The following is a 16901-nucleotide window of genomic DNA, read 5'->3' as shown; positions in this document are numbered from 1 at the left end:
GACCCACTGACGTTTTTTTAGCCATTTAAGATAAAAGTAGGTACTTCCATGTCGAGTAAGTTAGTACTGGTTCTGAACTGCGGTAGCTCTTCCCTGAAATTCGCCATCATTGACGCTAACAACGGTGAAGAGTTCCTTTCTGGTTTAGCCGAGTGTTTCCATCTGCCGGAAGCTCGTATCAAATGGAAAATGGACGGCAGCAAACAGGAAGCGGCCTTAGGTGCCGGCGCCGCTCACAGTGAAGCGCTGAACTTTATCGTTAACACGATTCTGGCACAAAAACCAGAACTGTCTGCTCAGCTGACTGCGATTGGTCACCGTATCGTTCACGGCGGTGAAAAATACACCCGCTCCGTGGTTATCGACGACTCCGTTATCCAGGGCATCAAAGACGCCGCCTCTTTCGCACCGCTGCACAACCCGGCTCACCTGATCGGCATCGCCGAAGCGCTGAAATCCTTCCCGAACCTGAAAGATAAGAACGTGGCCGTTTTCGACACCGCGTTCCATCAGACCATGCCGGAAGAGTCCTACCTGTATGCCCTGCCGTACAGCCTGTATAAAGAGCACGGCATCCGCCGCTACGGCGCCCACGGCACCAGCCACTTCTTCGTGACTCAGGAAGCCGCTAAAGTGCTGAACAAGCCGGTTGACGAGCTGAACATCATCACCTGCCACCTCGGCAACGGCGGTTCCGTTTCCGCTATCCGCAACGGCAAGTGCGTAGATACCTCCATGGGCCTGACTCCGCTGGAAGGCCTGGTCATGGGCACCCGCTCCGGTGACATCGACCCGGCCATCGTTTTCCACCTGCACGATACCCTGGGTATGAGCGTGGAAGCGATCAACAAGCTGCTGACCAAAGAGTCCGGCCTGCTGGGTCTGACCGAAGTCACCAGCGACTGCCGCTATGTCGAAGACAACTACCAGACCAAAGAAGATGCCAAGCGCGCGATGGACGTCTACTGCCACCGCCTGGCGAAGTACATCGGCTCCTACACTGCGCTGATGGAAGGTCGCCTGGATGGCGTGATCTTCACCGGCGGTATCGGTGAAAACGCGGCGATGGTGCGTGAGCTGACTCTGGGCAAACTGGGTGTTCTCGGCTTTGAAGTCGATCACGAACGCAACCTGGCCGCCCGCTTCGGCAACACCGGTTTCATCAACAAAGAAGGCACCCGCCCGGCGGTGGTTATCCCGACCAACGAAGAGCTGGTTATCGCACAAGACGCAGCCCGCCTGACTGCCTGATTTCACACCGCCAGCCTAGCTGGCGGTGCTGTTTTGTATCCCGCCCCCTACTGGCGGTAACGAAAGAGGATATATCGTGTCCCGTACTATTATGCTGATCCCTACCGGAACCAGCGTCGGCCTGACCAGCGTCAGCCTCGGCGTGATCCGCGCTATGGAACGTAAAGGCGTTCGTCTGAGCGTCTTCAAACCTATCGCCCAGCCGCGCTCCGGTGGCGATGCGCCAGACCAGACCACCACCATCGTGCGTGCCAACTCTAACCTTCCGGCGGCCGAACCGCTGAAGATGAGCCACGTCGAGTCTCTGCTCTCCAGCAACCAGAAAGACGTGCTGATGGAAGAGATCATCGCCAACTATCACGCTAACGCGCAGGACGCGGAAGTGGTGCTGGTTGAAGGTCTGGTGCCGACCCGCAAGCATCAGTTTGCCCAGGCGCTGAACTATGAAATTGCCAAGACGCTGAACGCCGAAATCGTCTTCGTGATGTCTCAGGGCACTGACACCCAGGCCGAGCTCACCGAGCGCCTGGAGCTGGTTCGCAGCGGCTTCGGCGGCGCGAAAAACAGCAACATCACCGGCGTTATCATCAACAAGCTGAACGCACCGGTTGACGAGCAGGGCCGCACCCGCCCGGACCTGTCCGAGATTTTTGACGACTCTTCGAAAGCGAAAGTCGTGAAGCTCGACGCGGCTGAACTGAAGGCCGCCAGCCCGCTGCCGGTACTGGGTACCGTGCCGTGGAGCTTCGATCTGATCGCCACCCGCGCTATCGACATGGCCCGTCACCTGAACGCGACCGTGATCAACGAAGGCGACATCAACACCCGCCGCGTGAAGTCCGTAACCTTCTGTGCGCGCAGCATTCCGCACATGCTGGAACACTTCCGCGCGGGCTCACTGCTGGTGACCTCCGCAGACCGTCCTGACGTACTGGTTGCTGCCTGCCTGGCGGCGATGAACGGCGTTGAGATCGGCGCTATCCTGCTGACCGGCGGCTACGAAATGGACGCCCGCATCAGCAAGCTGTGCGAACGCGCGTTCGCCACCGGCCTGCCGGTATTTATGGTCAACACCAACACCTGGCAGACGTCTCTGAGCCTGCAGAGCTTCAACCTGGAAGTGCCGGTCGACGACCACCAGCGTATCGAAAAAGTGCAGGAGTATGTGGCAAGCCACATCGACGCGCAGTGGATCGACTCCCTGACCGCGACCTCCGAGCGCAGCCGCCGCCTCTCTCCGCCGGCGTTCCGCTATGAGCTGACCGAGCTGGCGCGCAAAGCGGGCAAACGCGTGGTGCTGCCGGAAGGCGACGAACCGCGTACCGTGAAGGCCGCCTCTATCTGCGCCGAGCGCGGTATTGCGACCTGCGTGCTGCTGGGCAACCCTGACGAAATCAACCGCGTTGCGGCCGATCAGGGCGTTGAGCTGGGCGCCGGTATCGAAATCGTCGATCCGGACGTGGTGCGCGAAAGCTACGTGGCTCGCCTGGTTGAGCTGCGTAAGAACAAGGGCATGACCGAAGCCGTTGCCCGCGAACAGCTGGAAGACAACGTTGTACTCGGCACCATGATGCTTGAGCAGGACGAAGTTGACGGCCTGGTTTCCGGCGCGGTTCACACCACCGCCAACACCATCCGTCCGCCGCTGCAGCTGATTAAAACGGCCCCGGGCAGCTCGCTGGTCTCCTCCGTGTTCTTCATGCTGCTTCCGGAACAGGTTTACGTTTACGGCGACTGCGCGATCAACCCGGATCCGACCGCAGAACAGCTGGCCGAAATCGCGATTCAGTCTGCCGATTCCGCGAAAGCGTTCGGTATCGACCCGCGCGTGGCGATGCTCTCCTACTCCACCGGCACCTCCGGCCAGGGTAGCGACGTTGAGAAAGTGCGTGAAGCCACCCGCCTGGCGCAGGAAAAACGTCCGGATCTGGTTATCGACGGCCCGCTGCAGTATGACGCCGCAGTCATGGCAGACGTTGCCAAGTCCAAAGCGCCGAACTCGCCGGTTGCCGGTCGCGCTACCGTGTTCATCTTCCCGGATCTGAACACCGGTAACACCACCTATAAAGCGGTACAGCGCTCTGCCGACCTGATCTCCATCGGGCCGATGCTGCAGGGTATGCGTAAGCCTGTCAACGACCTCTCCCGCGGCGCGCTGGTAGACGATATCGTCTACACCATCGCCCTGACGGCGATTCAGTCTGCGCAGCAGCAGCAGTAATAACTGCCCTGTCGTAAAAGCCAATGCCGGTCACAAGTGACCGGCATTTTTTTATTCAGCGGCACACCGCGCCGGGCGCCGCCATCTGATTTATCTCATCCGCGCGCGCAAGATCGCACGTTAATCTGACGCTATCGCTGCGGGAATAGCCGGAAAACGGGCCACCAATACCGCCCTCCTTATAAGCCGTTATCTCGCCGGATGGCCGCGCTATCAACACTGACCAGCGGCTCATTCTGTCCTGCGGACCGACGGGAATAAATACCTTCCAGGAACCCTGTCCCGGGAAAGCAAAATGCCCCTGCGAGTCCGTTCTCGTCTCCTGCCGCCGACTGCCGCTCTCCAGAAAAACGCGCACGCCTGACAGCGGCTGACCGCGTTCAGTTAGCGTCCCCTCAACCGCCGGCGTATCGTAATCGTGAAAGATGCAGCCACTCAGCATCAGCGTCGCCATCAGGATAAGTTGAGGGTGGATTCTGTAACCCGACATAAATTCCCTTTTTCTGGACGGAGCCTGGTCGCCCAGCATAGCGAAAAGGGACGCGCATAACACGTCCCCTGGACATCACTGTCAGGTAATACCTACAGCAGCTCCCTTGCCGCCTTCACAATATCCTCCGCAGTCAGACCGTACTCCCGCTGCAGAAAATCCTGCGTCCCGACCTGGCCATAGCGCTCTTTAACGCCCACCCGGCGCATCGGCACCGGGCAGGTTTCCACCAGCACTTCGGCGACCGCCGACCCGAGGCCGTTGTGGATGCTGTGATTCTCGCAGGTCACGATACGTCCGGTTTTCTCGGCGTAGTTTCTCACCAGCATGCGGTCGATGGGCTTGAGGGTAAACATGTCGATCACGGCGGCGCTGACGCCCTCCTGCTCCAGCCTGCGCGCCGTCTCCAGCGCCTCTGCGACCATAATACCGTTGGCAATCAGCGTAATATCGTCCCCTTCGCGCAGGACGTTGCCTTTGCCGATAGTGAAGGTGGAGCCTTCCCGGTAAATCGCCGGCGCCTGCTTGCGGATGGTGCGCAGCCAGTAAAAGCCCTCCAGGTCGATAAGCTGATTGAGGATAGCCTTAAACATGGTGGCGTCCGTGACTTCCAGCACCACCGAGTGCGCCAGACCGCGCACGATGCCCATATCCTCAAACGACATATGGGTGCCGCCATTGTGGCAGGCGGTGACGCCCGCATCGGAGGCGATCACCTTGACGTTATTGCGCTGGTAGTCGAGGGACATAAACAGCTGGTCAAAACAGCGGCGGCTGGCGAAGGCGGTGAAGGTGTGGACGAAGGGCTTACGCCCGGTCAGCGCCAGTCCGGCGGCGGTGCCGATAACGTTGGCCTCCATGATCCCGCAGTTGATGACCTCCTGCGGATATCTCTTCTGTACGCCGTCCATCGCCATGGAACTCATCAGATCCGCCTCAAGCGCGATGATGCCGCTGCCGGCCTCGATCTGTTCAGCGACAAAACCAGCGTACACCTTGCGCATCTCAACGGCGTCTTTTTCTCCTGCGGGTGCGAGCTTAATCATGGGTAGCCTCCAGCTGCGCGATAGCGTCATTCAGGGTCTGCGTCATCTCCGGCGTCAGGCGCAGGTGGTGCGAATTGGCCAGCCGTTCGAGACAGGGCACGCCCTGCCCTTTGATACTGTCGAGGATCACTACTTTCGGCCGGGCGCCGGCGTCCGGCACCGGCTTCACCGCCGCCAGCAGGCCGGGAATATCGTCGCCTTTAACGGTCACGGCATCAAACCCGAAGGCGGCAAATTTCTCCGCCAGGTTGAAGGGGCTGATTATCTCGTCGAGCGTGCCGTCCAGCTGCTGCTTGTTCCAGTCGACAAAAACCGTCAGATTGTTGAGCCGGTGGTGGGCGATAAACTGAAACGCTTCCCAGCACTGGCCCTCGTTCAGCTCGCCGTCGCCGACGATGCAGAACACGCGATTCGTACGCCCGGCAAGCTTGTGCGACAGCGCCATGCCGCCGGCAATGGAGATGCCCTGCCCCAGCGAACCGGTCGTGGCGTCAACGCCGCGGGTTTTGAGCCTGTCGGGATGGCTGGGCAACCGGGTGCCGTTCTGATTCAGCGTGTCCAGCTCTGCGACCGGAAAATAGCCCTTGATCGCCAGCGTGCTGTACAGCGCCGGACCGGCGTGCCCTTTTGACAGCACAAAGTAGTCCCGCCCCGGCCAGTCGGGGTCGCCGGGATCGATACGCATTACGTCACCGTAAAGGACCGCCAGCGTCTCCACTACCGACATGCTGCCGCCGTAGTGGCCGAAGCCGAGATGGGTGAGAGACTTAAGCGTCGCGACGCGGATATCGCGCGCCAGCTGAGTAACTTCAGCAATCGTACTCATTCTTTTACCTCCGGATTCTGCGCGGCGCCCTTCGCTTTCACCGCATAGTTGAACAGCACCAGCAGGGCAAAAATAGCCACCACCAGGCCGGTGATCGCCAGCGGCGACAGGTAGCGCGCCAGATTGCCCAGTACGATGCCTACTGCGCCAAAGTCGGCGTCGGAAAAGGTGGTATTGGCGAAGCCCAGCGCGCCGAGCACCGGCAGCAGCAATACCGGCAGGAAGGTGATCAGCAGCCCGTTGGCAAAGGCGCCGATCATTGCCCCGCGCCGCCCGCCGGTGGCGTTACCGAACACACCAGCGGTAGCGCCGGTAAAGAAGTGCGGCACCACGCCCGGCAGGATCAGCACCCACTTAAACTGACCGCAGAGGAACAGCCCGACCAGGCCGCCGAGGAAACTGAACAGAAAGCCGATCAGCACCGCGTTGGGCGCATAGGGATAGACCACCGGGCAGTCCAGCGCCGGGCGCGCGTTCGGCACCAGCTTCTCCGAGAAACCGGTAAAGGCCGGGACGATTTCCGCGAGGATCAGCCGCACGCCCTGCAGGATGATAAAGACCCCGGCCGCGAAGGTGATGGCCATGATGATGGCGTAGACCAGATAGTTCTGCCCGCCGCTGAACTGGGCTTCGACGTACTCCCGCCCGGCGCAGACGGCCATAATCAGATAGATAACCATCATGGTCATGGAGATAGAGATGGAGCTGTCGCGCAGGAAGCTTAAGTTTTTCGGCAGATTCATCTCCTCCGTGGAGCGCGAGCCCTTCCCGACCTTGCTGCCGATCCAGCCGGAGAGCACGTAGCCCAGCGTGCCGAAGTGGCCAAACGCCACATCATCGCTGCCGGTGATGCGCCGCATGTAGCGGTGGGCAAGCGCCGGGAAGAAGGCCATGATGAGCCCGAGGATCAGCGAGCCGGTAAACACCAGGCTTACGCCTTCAAAGCCGGCAACGGTCAGGATGACGCCGATCATGCAGGCCATGTAGAAGGTGTGGTGGCCGGTGAGGAAGATGTATTTCAGCCGGGTAAAGCGGGCCACCACAATGTTCGCTACCATGCCGAAGGCCATGATCAGCGCGGTCGCCGCGCCGTATTTCTCCAGCGCAATAGAGACTATCGCCTCATTGTTGGGAATGATGCCCTGAATGGTAAAGGCGTGCTCAAACATGCCGCCCAGCGGATTCAGCGACCCCACCAGCACGCCCGCGCCGCCGCCGAGAACAATAAATCCGAGAATGGTTTTAACGGTGCCTTTTACGACGTCAGAAAAGGATTTTCTCTGCGCCACCAGGCCAATCAGGGCAATAAGCCCGACGAGTACCGATGGCACCTTCAGAATATCAACGACAAAATTAAGCGCTTCGAGGATAAACATAATTGTCCCTCACTCACGATAATGTAATTAACGGCTGGCAAAATAAGCCGCCAGCTTATTTTCCAGTTCATTAATGTCGATAATGTTATTAATCACCACCAGCTGATGTGCCGGCACGCCCGCGCTGCCGGCGAGGTCTTTCGCCATCACGAACACGTCGGCCGCGTCCGGCGTAGCCGATGAGAGGTCAGCGTGCTCTACCTCGGCCTCAATATTCAGCTTCTTGAGGACTTTTTTAATATTCATCTCAACCATAAAACTGCTGCCGAGGCCGGAGCCGCAAATTGCCATTATTTTCATTGTCGTCACCTTTATTTATGTAGGGCCAGTCCGCTCCTTTCAAAAAGAAAAGAGTGAACGTCAGGGGTTAAAATTAAAAAATCAGAAGCGGTTAATGATGTTTTTTATCTCCTCCACGGTTCGCGCCTGATGCAGGAGCCGCATATCCTCATCGCTGGAAAAAAGCGCCGCCAGCGCGGAGATCAATTCGATATGGCTGTGCCTGTCGGGTGCCGCCAGCATAACGACCAGATCGACCGGATCGTTCTCCTCTGAGCCAAAGCGTACGCCGCGGTGGAGCTTGAGCAGCGACAGCCCGAGGCCCAGCGCCCCCTCTTCCGGCCGCGCGTGCGGCATCGCCAGTCCCGGCGCCAGCACATAGTACGGGCCGAGCCTGTTGTGTTCGTTGACGATAGCCGTGAGGTACTCTGGCCGAATCGTGTTGCTTTCCAGCAGCGGCGCGGCGCAGATCGCCAGCGCCTGCTGCCAGCTCTGCGCGCTCTCCTGAACGCGAATAGTGTCGTCGTGAAGCCATGTTTCCAGCATCGTGCTCTCCTGGCGGTGGCAAGGTGAACAAACAGTATGCAAGCCGGCGATAACTAACCGTGACTATTATCACAAAGATAGCGCTACCAAAGCCGCTCGTTGTGGAAGTGTGATAGCGCTATCAAAAAAGGATCCGCGGTCAATTAGCCAGCAAAAACCCGCCGTTAGCGCGTATACTAACCCCCACTTTGCAAACAAGATTTAACCAGGAAGATGCATGTCTCTGACCCGAAAACGCCGCAGCACCGGCAAAGTCACGCTGGCCGATGTGGCGCAGCTGGCGGGCGTGGGCACCATGACCGTTTCCCGCGCCCTGCGCACGCCTGACCAGGTCTCCGATAAGCTGCGCGAGAAAATAGAGGCCGCCGTACAGCAGCTGGGGTACCTGCCCAACCTGGCCGCCAGCGCGCTGGCCTCGGCATCGTCCTGGACTGTCGGCATGGTGGTGCCGAGCCTGAGCGAAGCGGGCTGCTCAGAGATGTTTGCCGGACTGCAGCAGGTCCTGCTGCCCGCCGGCTATCAGATAATGCTCGCCGAGTCGCGCCACCGGCCCGAGCAGGAAGAAAAGCTGATTGAAACGCTGCTGGCTTCCAATATTGCGGCGGCAGTGCTGCTCAGCGCCGAGCACAGCGGCACGGTGCGCCAGTGGCTGAACAACAGCGGGATCCCGGTCATTGAAATCGGCGCCAGGCGCGCCGACCCGCTGGATATGAATATTGGTATTGATAACGCGGCGGCCATGTTTGAACTGACCCGAATGCTGATTCAGCGGGGCTATCAGAATATTGGCCTGCTGTGCGCCAGCCAGGAGCAGTGGGTTTTTCAGCAGTATTTGCAGGGCTGGTATAAGGCAATGCTGCGCCACCACATGTCGCCAAATCGGGTGATCAACGCCGCCGAGCCGCCGACCTTTTCAACGGGCGCGGCACAATTGCCGGAGTTTTTGCTGGCCTGGCCGGAGCTGGACGCGCTGGTCTGCGTCTCCGACGAGCTGGCCTGCGGCGCGCTGTACGAGTGCCAGCGCCGGCGGATCAAGGTGCCCGACGATCTGGCGATCGTCGGCTTCGGCGACAGCGACGTTAGCCGCGTGTGTCAGCCGCCGTTAACCACCGTTGCCGTTCCACACCGGCAGATAGGGGTCGAGGCGGGCCGCGCGCTGCTGGCCCGACTCAACGGCCAGGCGCGACGCGCGGAAGCAGAGATTGCCCCCGCCCTTTGCCTGCGGGAGAGCTGCTGACGGATTACTCCGTCGCTTCCTCTTTGTGGGCTTCGCTGCTGGCGTTGCGGCTCATCCACAGCGCCAGCGCCTTCAGCGAGTCCGGCGTGAACTCATCGCAGCGGGCGGTGATCTCTTCCGGGGTCATCCAGCGGACATCGCTGACCTCCTCTTCCTGCAGCGCGAACGGGCCGTGGGACACGCAGCTGAACAGACCGCCCCAGACGCGGCAGTGCTGATCTTCGAAGTAAAACTGGCCGTGCTCGGCGAACGGCACCCCGGCAATGCCCAGCTCCTCTTCGGCTTCCCGGCGCGCGGACTCCAGCATCTGCTCCTCCGCCTGGACCACGCCGCCCGCGGTGGCGTCCAGCATTCCCGGCATAAAGTCCTTTGTCTCGGTGCGGCGCTGGACCAGGATCTTGCCCATACCATCGTGCACCACGATATAGGTCGCGCGGTGGCGCAGGCACTGCGCGCGCATCTGTTCGCGGCTGGCCTGGGCAATAACCTCATTGTCTTCGTTGACAATATCCACCCATTCTGTGCTTGCCAAATTCTGCTCTGCCATCAGAAAACCTTCCTAATTAAGCGCTCTTACGGCGCGTTTACGGTTGACGCGTAAATTACGGATTAATTTCTGTTTCCGCAATAACCCGTTGGCTGCCAAGTTCTAAAACCTGCAGCATATTGCCGTCCAGCATGCCGTAGCTGGCGGCGTATCCGCCTTTTGGAATACTGACGGAGCCAGGATTGAAGTGATAAATAGCGCCCTGCCTGCGGGCAACCGGAATATGAGTATGACCATAAACCAGCACATCGCCATCAGAAAGCGGCGGCAAATTATCGGGACCAAACAGATGACCGTGGGTCAAAAATAGCCGCTGCCGCGCGGTCAGCACCTGCTGCCAGGGGGCGGTCATGGGAAACGTCAGCAGCATCTGATCGACTTCGCTGTCGCAGTTGCCGCGCACGGCGATAATCCGCCCGGCCTCGGCGTTAAGCTGCTCGGCGACCTGCGCCGGCGCATACCCCTCCGGCAGCGCATTGCGCGGACCGTGGTTCAGCACATCGCCAAGAATTATCAGATAGCGCGCGCCGCTCTGCGCAAACAGCGCAAGCACCCGCTCTGTCGCTGGCAGAGAGCCGTGAATATCTGATGCAAACATCAGCTTCATTCGTTACTCCTCACAAAAACGCGCCATGATAGCGGATTATTAACTGCCAATCAGCCGGCGCGTTTTGCGCTGAGTGCGGCAAAGCGCTGGACTGACGCGCGCTGCCACTGAAAAGTGGCGTAATCTGCCAGCCGCTCCGGGATCTCGTCGCCGTTAAGCACCAGCCGGTTGAGCATCAGCGCCAGATCGCTATCGGCAATGCACCACTCGCCGAACAGGTTGGCGCCGCCGTGGGCAAGCAGGCCTCCGGCAATGTCACAGAGCTTTTGCGCGGCATGTTTGCCCGCATCGCTCAGCGGGGGGCGCTTTTCACCTGAGAAAACCACTTCCGTTGGGCGCTCTTCGCGTATGGGCATCAGGTCGCTGCGCAGCCATGCCTGAATTTGCCGCGCGCGGGCGCACTTTTCAATATCGACAGGATAGAGCCGCTCCCACTGCGGGGGCGCGAAGCGCTCGTCAAGGTACTCGGTGATGGCGGAAGATTCGCTCAGCTGAAAATGGTCTATCTCCAGCAGCGGCACCCTGCGCGTTAGCGCGTAGCCTTGCCAGCCGGGCTGCTGATGCTCGCCCTGATTCAAATCCACCGTTTTCAGGACGCAGGATAACCCCTTCTCCTGCAGAGCAACGTAGACAGACATGACATAGGGAGAAATAAACTTCGCCTCGCACCACAGCGTAATCTCAGGACGGCTCATAGCTTCCTCAAAAATAACCGAAGGGAAAGAGGCAACATATCGCGTCTTTCGCACGCTGTCACTTGTTCAAAATCACACCAGCGCCGGTGCCCCGGAGCGGCGGTAAAAGTGCGAATAAATCCCCACAGCTTTGTTGTATGATGGCGAAGATTACGACAAGGAGGAACCTGCAATGTCTCAGCCAGACGCCATTATCCGTATTAAAAACCTGCGCCTGCGTACCTTTATCGGCATCAAAGAAGAGGAGATCGCCAACCGCCAGGATATCGTCATTAACGTCGCCATTCACTATCCGGCAGAACAGGCGCGCGACAGCGAAGATATTAATGACGCGCTCAACTACCGCACCATCACCAAAAGCATTATCCATCACGTCGAAGCGCACCGCTTCTCGCTGCTGGAAAAATTAACCCAGGATGTGCTCAATATCGCATGCGCCCACCGCTGGGTCACTTATGCTGAAGTGGAGATCGATAAACTTCACGCGCTCAGGTACGCCGACTCTGTCTCAATGACCATGAGCTGGCGGCGCTAAGCGCTCCGGGAGGCGGCATGAAGATCCTGATTACCGGCGGCACCGGCCTGATTGGCCGCTATCTTGTTTCCCGCCTGCTGACGCTTGGCCACGCGGTGGTCGTCGTCACCCGCAGCCCGGATAGCGCCAGGCAGCGCCTCGATAAACGGGTTGAGCTGTGGCCGGGCCTTGAGCAGCGCAGCCATCTCAACGACATTGACGCGGTGATTAATCTCGCCGGCGAGCCCATTGCCGATAAGCGCTGGACCGACGCGCAGAAGGCGCGCCTGTGCGACAGCCGCTGGCAGATCACCCAGCGGCTGGTGGCGCTGATTAAGGCCAGCGATACGCCGCCCGCCGTGCTGCTCTCCGGCTCGGCGGCCGGCTACTACGGCGATCTTGGCGAAGTAGTTGTCACCGAAGAGGAGCCGCCGCACAATGAATTTACCCATAAGCTGTGCGCCCGCTGGGAGCAGATAGCCTGCGAGGCGCAGAGCGACGCTACCCGCGTGTGCCTGCTGCGCACCGGCGTGGTGCTGGCGCCGGACGGCGGAATTCTTGCAAAAATGACGCCGCCGTTCAGGCTGGGCCTCGGCGGCCCCATCGGCAGCGGCCGTCAGTATCTGGCGTGGATCCATATCGACGACATGGCCAACGCCATCCTCTGGCTGCTGGATAACGACCTTCGCGGCCCCTTCAACATGGTGTCCCCGTATCCGGTGCGCAATGCGCAGTTTGCCCATGCTCTGGGCCGCGCCCTGCACCGCCCGGCTATCGTTCGCGCCCCGGCGGTGGCCGTCAGGCTGCTGATGGGCGAATCCTCGGTGCTGGTACTCGGCGGCCAGCGCGCGCTGCCGAAGCGGCTGGAAGCGGCCGGTTTTGCCTTCCGCTGGTACGATCTGGACGACGCCTTAGCGGATGTCCTGAAGTAGCGCCTGCGGCGCACGCGTCCCTCTTTCCGGAAGCGTGCCCGCATTTCTTAACATCCCTTCATTGGCGCTGGCACAGATGTGAAGCCGCTTCCGGCACGCCAGCGCAATCTCTGTGATAACTCTCCTGCTCTATTTTTAATCGCCATCTGTTGACATACGTCAACAGACGTTACACACTGTGCAGGAGAACAACGATGAAGGAACATCCGGATAAGCATATTCGGGCGGCTATCCGCTATGCCCAGGACCGGGGCTGGCTTTTTATCCCCGGCGGCAAAAGCGCCCACTGTTTTGGCAGGCTGCGCTGCGGTATTTCCGGTCACCAGCAGCACATGATGAGCGTCTGGTCGACGCCCGCCAGCCCGCAGAACCATGCCCGGCAAATTATTCGTAAAGTCGACAGCTGTATGCCGCTGTTTACTATCCACTGAAGTCATGCGTTTAAGGAGACACTCATGGCGCTTTATCACTTTACCCTGACGCTTTCCGGCGTGACCGCCGATACCGACGGCCTGGAAGACGCGCTGTTCGCCGCCGGATGCAGCGACGCGCTGGTCTGCTTCTACGGCACAGCGGTCTATCTGGAATTTGACCGCGAGAGCGGCTCGCTGGCGCAGGCGGTCCTCTCCGCCATCGCCGACATCGAATCATCCCCGCTGGGGGCCCGGGTCGCGTCGGTAGACTCTACGCTGGTCGGGCTGAGCGATATTGCCGCGCTGACCGGCCTCTCCCGCCAGGCCGTGGCGCTGCTTAAAGAAGGCGCCCGCGGCTCCCGCCAGTTTCCCGGTCCGGTGCAGCGGGTGAAGGGGAACTCGCCGCTGTGGAGCTGGTACAGCGTAGTCACCTGGCTGGTGGCGGAAGGTCGCCTGTCGCCAGATTCGCCGCTTATCGCCAACGCCCGCACCCTCGACTGCCTGAACCTGGCGCTGCAGCTGCGCGCGACGGTTGCCAAAGAGACCGTGCTCAACTATCTGCAGCAGATCGAGCAGGCCGGGCAGACCGCACCTTCACAATAATCAGGAGCCGCGATGCCGGATATTACGACACCCCGCCTGCGGCTAACGCCCTTTACCCGCGAAGACTGGCCCTTTTTCCTCAGGCTGCGCCAGGACCCGGCGGTAATGCGCTATATGGGAGAAATCGCCGCGGAGGGCGTCCTGCGTACGCTGTTTGCCCAGCGCATCGCCGACGGCGCGATGATCGTTCGCAGCCTCGGCGGCGAACCTCTGGGCGATATTGGCCTGCGCGTCAGCGCCCACAATCCTCATGAAGCCGATGTCGGCTACGCGCTGGCGCCGGAAGCCCAGGGCAAGGGCTACGCCGGTGAAGCGCTGGCCGCCGTCTGCGAATATGGCTTTCGCGCCCTGGGGCTGTGGGCCATCAACGCCTGGGTGCTGGCGGATAACGCCGGCTCAGCGCGCCTGCTCGAGCGCTGCGGCTTTCGCCGCATCCAGGTGCTGACCCAGGCCTATACCCTTAACGGCGTCTGCTACGACGACTGGGTATACCGGCTCGAAGCGCCCTCCGCATCCTGAGAGGGCCGCGCCTCAGGCGCGCTGCTGCGCCTCCTTCGCCGCCCGCGCAGCGCTTTCGCGCTTCGGCTGCGGCACCTTAATGATCAGCGTCAGCACGCCGGCAAACAGATACAGCCCGGTGTAGGCCCACACCACGCCCACGATGTCAAAGAACGGCAGCAGCGCGGAGGCGATGGCCGGGGCCACGAAGTTGCTCATTCCGGCTGAAAGGTTGTAAATCGATACCGCAGCGCCCTTGTGGTGCGGCTCCAGCGTCGGGAATACCGCCGTCATCGGCACAAACGCCGCCACGAAGATCCCCAGCATTACCGCCGGGATCAGCGCCACCCAGAAGTTATGCCCGGCGTAAACCGGCAGGTAGTAGAAGGTCAGGCTGGAAACCGCCATCCCCAGGCAGCCGAACCAGCGCACCTGGCGGATCCAGCCGATATACTCCCCGGTGATCCCCCAGAAGATGTTAGTAAAGATAGTGACAAAGAAGAACACCGCCCAGATCTGCAGCCACTCAGAAATCGTGAACCCGAGCCTGTCGACGAACAGCAGCGGCATCACGATGGCAAAGCCGAACAGCGACAGCGTATTGATAATGCGGATCAGGCAGGCGTAGAAAATATCCCGGTTGGTAAACAGGATCGTTGCCGCCCTGGAAAGCTCGGTCATCTTATCGCGCAGCGGAAGATTAACCCGCGAGCGATCCACCGGCACCTTGCGCAGGCTGAAGAACGCCAGCACGCCGCCGCAGGCCACCCAGACAATGGCAAACCACAGGGTGCCGGTCTCGCCAAACGCCGGAATGGTCAGGCTCGGCAGATAGCTGCCCACCACGCCGATGCCGACGGAGTACATCGCCCAGAACCAGCCGGTGGCCGCCGCCAGATTCGGGCGCGGCAGCACCTGAACCAGCATCAGCATAAACGAGTAGATAAACAGCGGATAGGCCAGGCCGCGAATGCCGTAGAACAGCAGCATCAGCGGATAGTTACGCAGCCCGAGGCCCAGAGACATAAACAGCGCGTGCATCACGATCCACAGAAGAAAGCCGATGGTCATCGCCCGCTGGGGCGTGATCAGCTCCGCCACTACCCCGGAGGCCCAGGCGGCAATCGCCGCCGCCAGCCCGTAAAGGGTAAAAACCATCGCCGACTGCGCCGGTGAAAAGCCCATATCGGTAATGTGCTTTGATAAAAAGGCCATTTCAAAGCCGTCGCCCGCCATAAAGATGGCGATGGCGACGAATCCCCACAGCAGGCGGGTCGGTAAACCAAACCAGTATTTCGATTGCATAACACTCATCCTTTCACAGACGGGAGACGCGCCCCGGCGGCCGGGGCGAAAAGGTTACGGCAGCAGTTCGCGGGCAACCCGCTGCTGCTGGTAGAGAAGACGAAACAGCGCCAGGCGCTGCCTCAGCCAGGGCTGGCGCCGGGGCTGCGGCAGATAGCGCGCGGCCACCTCCGGCTTGCGGCAAACCTGCTGCCGCTCGCCGCCGTCCGCCAGCCAGGCCAGCCGCGCCGCGCCGAGCGCGCCGGAGGAGCTGGCCGGATGGGTCACCATCGGCAGATCCAGCACGTCGGCAATCAGCTGTGCCCAGACCCCGCTGCGCGCGCCGCCGCCGGTGAGGCTGCACTGGCCAATACCGCTGCGGCTCAGCGCCTCCAGACCGTCCGCTAGGCCGAAGGCGACGCCTTCAATTACCGCATAACCCAGCAGCGCCCGGCCGGTTTCGTGGCGCAGGTTGAAGAAGCTGCCCGTCGCCTGCGCATCGTTGTGCGGCGTGCGCTCCCCGGAGAGATAGGGCAGAAACAGCGGCGCCGCCTTCAGCTGTTCATCGCTGAGTTCCGCAATTTCGCGCATCAGCTGGCTTTCGGTAACCGACAGCAAATTGCACGCCCAGCGCAGGCAGCTGGCGGCGCTGAGCATGACGCTCATCTGGTGCCAGCGGTCCGGCAGCGCGTGGCAAAAGGCGTGCACCCCGGAGTCGGGATCGGCGCGCAGGCGGTCGTTGACCACGAAAATCACCCCGGAGGTACCGAGGGAGATAAAGGCATCTCCCGGCTCGACGGCGCCGACGCCCACCGCCGAGGTGGCGTTATCGCCGCCGCCGCCCGCCACCGCGACCGACGAGCTGAGGCCCCACTCGGTCGCCAGGGCGGGCTTGAGCATTGCGCTGACCTCGCAGCCCTCCACCAGCGCCGGCATCTGCTCGCGGCGCAGGTCGGTTATCGCCAGCAGTTCGTCAGACCAGTCGCGCTTCGCCACGTCCAGCCACAGGGTGCCCGCGGCGTCCGACGGATCGCTGACGAAAGCGCCGGTGAGGCGCCAGCGCAGATAGTCCTTCGGCAGCAGCACCTTCGCCACCCGGCTGAAAATTTCCGGTTCGTGGCGGGCCACCCACGCCAGCTTCGGCGCGGTAAAGCCCGGCATAATCATATTGCCGGAGATAGCCATCATCTCCGGATGCTGGTCGCGCAGCCGCCCGCACTCGGCGGCGCTGCGGGTGTCGTTCCACAAAATGCACGGCCGCAGCACCTCCCCGGCGGCGTCGAGCAGCACCGCGCCGTGCATCTGGCCGGAAAGGCCGATGGACCGCACCGCCGCCCACGCCTGCGGATACTGTTGGCGCAGCTCGCTCACCACCCGTCCGCAGGCCTGCCACCAGGCCTGCGGATCCTGCTCGGCCCAGTGCGGATGCGGACGCTGCACCGTCAGCGCCGCGTGCGCCGATCCGACGATATCGCCGCCGCCGTCAATCAGCAGCGCCTTCAGCTCCGAGGTACCGATATCAATCCCGAGATACAT

19 protein-coding genes are annotated in these 16901 nt (G+C 61.1%); 8 read left to right on the top strand and 11 right to left on the bottom strand.

Going from position 1 to position 16901, the window contains the following annotated elements; translation table 11 throughout:
- The first annotated feature begins 48 nt into the window (after positions 1 to 48).
- Together ackA and pta are read left to right on the top strand one after the other, a co-directional pair.
- Entirely contained in the window at positions 49 to 1251 is a 1203-nt protein-coding gene (gene ackA / locus ENGE1_RS00405) for an acetate kinase (RefSeq protein WP_045288585.1), read from the top strand.
- Positions 1252 to 1327: 76 nt separating this feature from the next.
- Positions 1328 to 3472, top strand: a complete 2145-nt coding sequence (gene pta, locus ENGE1_RS00400) for a phosphate acetyltransferase (RefSeq protein WP_045288586.1) — start codon at positions 1328 to 1330, stop codon at positions 3470 to 3472.
- Positions 3473 to 3527: 55 nt separating this feature from the next.
- Here the strand turns inward: pta and ENGE1_RS28990 are convergent, their stop codons facing one another.
- The 6 genes from ENGE1_RS28990 to ENGE1_RS00370 form a co-directional block, all read right to left on the bottom strand.
- The gene (locus ENGE1_RS28990) at positions 3528 to 3962 is read right to left on the bottom strand and encodes a DUF6795 domain-containing protein (protein ID WP_048254200.1); all 435 of its coding nucleotides are present in this window, start codon (positions 3960 to 3962) and stop codon (positions 3528 to 3530) included.
- 92 nt (positions 3963 to 4054) lie between these two features.
- Positions 4055 to 5008, bottom strand: a complete 954-nt coding sequence (locus tag ENGE1_RS00390) for a transketolase family protein (protein ID WP_048254173.1) — start codon at positions 5006 to 5008, stop codon at positions 4055 to 4057.
- Entirely contained in the window at positions 5001 to 5834 is an 834-nt protein-coding gene (locus ENGE1_RS00385; protein WP_048254172.1) for a transketolase, read from the bottom strand. The genes ENGE1_RS00390 and ENGE1_RS00385 overlap by 8 nt, the downstream gene beginning before the upstream one ends.
- The gene (locus ENGE1_RS00380) at positions 5831 to 7210 is read right to left on the bottom strand and encodes a PTS ascorbate transporter subunit IIC (protein ID WP_043082693.1); all 1380 of its coding nucleotides are present in this window, start codon (positions 7208 to 7210) and stop codon (positions 5831 to 5833) included. Before ENGE1_RS00380 ends, ENGE1_RS00385 begins: the two co-directional genes overlap by 4 nt.
- Positions 7211 to 7237: 27 nt before the next feature.
- Positions 7238 to 7510, bottom strand: a complete 273-nt coding sequence (locus tag ENGE1_RS00375; RefSeq protein WP_043082692.1) for a PTS sugar transporter subunit IIB — start codon at positions 7508 to 7510, stop codon at positions 7238 to 7240.
- An 81-nt stretch (positions 7511 to 7591) separates the two neighbouring features.
- Positions 7592 to 8035, bottom strand: coding sequence for a PTS sugar transporter subunit IIA (locus ENGE1_RS00370; protein ID WP_048254171.1), 444 nt, complete (start codon positions 8033 to 8035; stop codon positions 7592 to 7594).
- A gap of 217 nt (positions 8036 to 8252) precedes the next feature.
- On the opposite strand from ENGE1_RS00370, the gene ENGE1_RS00365 reads away from it, so the two are divergent.
- Positions 8253 to 9272, top strand: a complete 1020-nt coding sequence (locus tag ENGE1_RS00365; RefSeq protein WP_048254168.1) for a LacI family DNA-binding transcriptional regulator — start codon at positions 8253 to 8255, stop codon at positions 9270 to 9272.
- A gap of 4 nt (positions 9273 to 9276) precedes the next feature.
- On the opposite strand, the gene yfcD is transcribed toward ENGE1_RS00365, so the two are convergent.
- The 3 genes from yfcD to yfcF are packed head-to-tail and all read right to left on the bottom strand — an operon-like array spanning position 9277 to position 11121.
- Positions 9277 to 9819 (bottom strand): NUDIX hydrolase YfcD, encoded by a 543-nt coding sequence (gene yfcD / locus ENGE1_RS00360; RefSeq protein WP_043082689.1) that lies wholly within the window; start codon positions 9817 to 9819, stop codon positions 9277 to 9279.
- A 55-nt stretch (positions 9820 to 9874) separates the two neighbouring features.
- Positions 9875 to 10426 (bottom strand): phosphodiesterase, encoded by a 552-nt coding sequence (yfcE, locus tag ENGE1_RS00355; RefSeq protein ID WP_048254167.1) that lies wholly within the window; start codon positions 10424 to 10426, stop codon positions 9875 to 9877.
- Between the two features lie 50 nt (positions 10427 to 10476).
- Positions 10477 to 11121: a glutathione transferase gene (yfcF, locus tag ENGE1_RS00350; protein ID WP_048254166.1), complete on the bottom strand. Its 645-nt coding sequence runs from the start codon at positions 11119 to 11121 to the stop codon at positions 10477 to 10479.
- A 172-nt stretch (positions 11122 to 11293) separates the two neighbouring features.
- On the opposite strand from yfcF, the gene folX reads away from it, so the two are divergent.
- The 5 genes from folX to ENGE1_RS00325 all read left to right on the top strand — a co-directional run bounded on the left by folX (position 11294) and on the right by ENGE1_RS00325 (position 14102).
- The gene (gene folX, locus ENGE1_RS00345; RefSeq protein ID WP_043082686.1) at positions 11294 to 11656 is read left to right on the top strand and encodes a dihydroneopterin triphosphate 2'-epimerase; all 363 of its coding nucleotides are present in this window, start codon (positions 11294 to 11296) and stop codon (positions 11654 to 11656) included.
- 17 nt (positions 11657 to 11673) lie between these two features.
- A complete protein-coding gene (locus ENGE1_RS00340) occupies positions 11674 to 12567 on the top strand; it encodes a TIGR01777 family oxidoreductase (protein ID WP_048254165.1) in 894 nt (297 codons plus the stop codon).
- Between the two features lie 194 nt (positions 12568 to 12761).
- Complete coding sequence (locus ENGE1_RS00335) at positions 12762 to 12998, top strand: hypothetical protein (protein WP_043082684.1); 237 nt, start codon at positions 12762 to 12764, stop codon at positions 12996 to 12998.
- 24 nt (positions 12999 to 13022) lie between these two features.
- Positions 13023 to 13583, top strand: a complete 561-nt coding sequence (locus tag ENGE1_RS00330; RefSeq protein WP_043082683.1) for a helix-turn-helix transcriptional regulator — start codon at positions 13023 to 13025, stop codon at positions 13581 to 13583.
- A 12-nt stretch (positions 13584 to 13595) separates the two neighbouring features.
- Entirely contained in the window at positions 13596 to 14102 is a 507-nt protein-coding gene (locus ENGE1_RS00325) for a GNAT family N-acetyltransferase (protein ID WP_043082682.1), read from the top strand.
- Positions 14103 to 14114: 12 nt separating this feature from the next.
- Here the strand turns inward: ENGE1_RS00325 and ENGE1_RS00320 are convergent, their stop codons facing one another.
- Both ENGE1_RS00320 and xylB read right to left on the bottom strand, forming a co-directional pair.
- Complete coding sequence (locus ENGE1_RS00320) at positions 14115 to 15386, bottom strand: MFS transporter (protein WP_048254164.1); 1272 nt, start codon at positions 15384 to 15386, stop codon at positions 14115 to 14117.
- 54 nt (positions 15387 to 15440) lie between these two features.
- Positions 15441 to 16901 (bottom strand): xylulokinase, encoded by a 1461-nt coding sequence (gene xylB, locus ENGE1_RS00315; RefSeq protein WP_048254163.1) that lies wholly within the window; start codon positions 16899 to 16901, stop codon positions 15441 to 15443.

The sequence above is a fragment of the Pluralibacter gergoviae ATCC 33028 = NBRC 105706 genome (genome assembly GCF_001598855.1).
GTDB classification, from domain to species: domain Bacteria; phylum Pseudomonadota; class Gammaproteobacteria; order Enterobacterales; family Enterobacteriaceae; genus Pluralibacter; species Pluralibacter gergoviae.
This window is presented reverse-complemented; position numbering and strand designations above follow the sequence as displayed.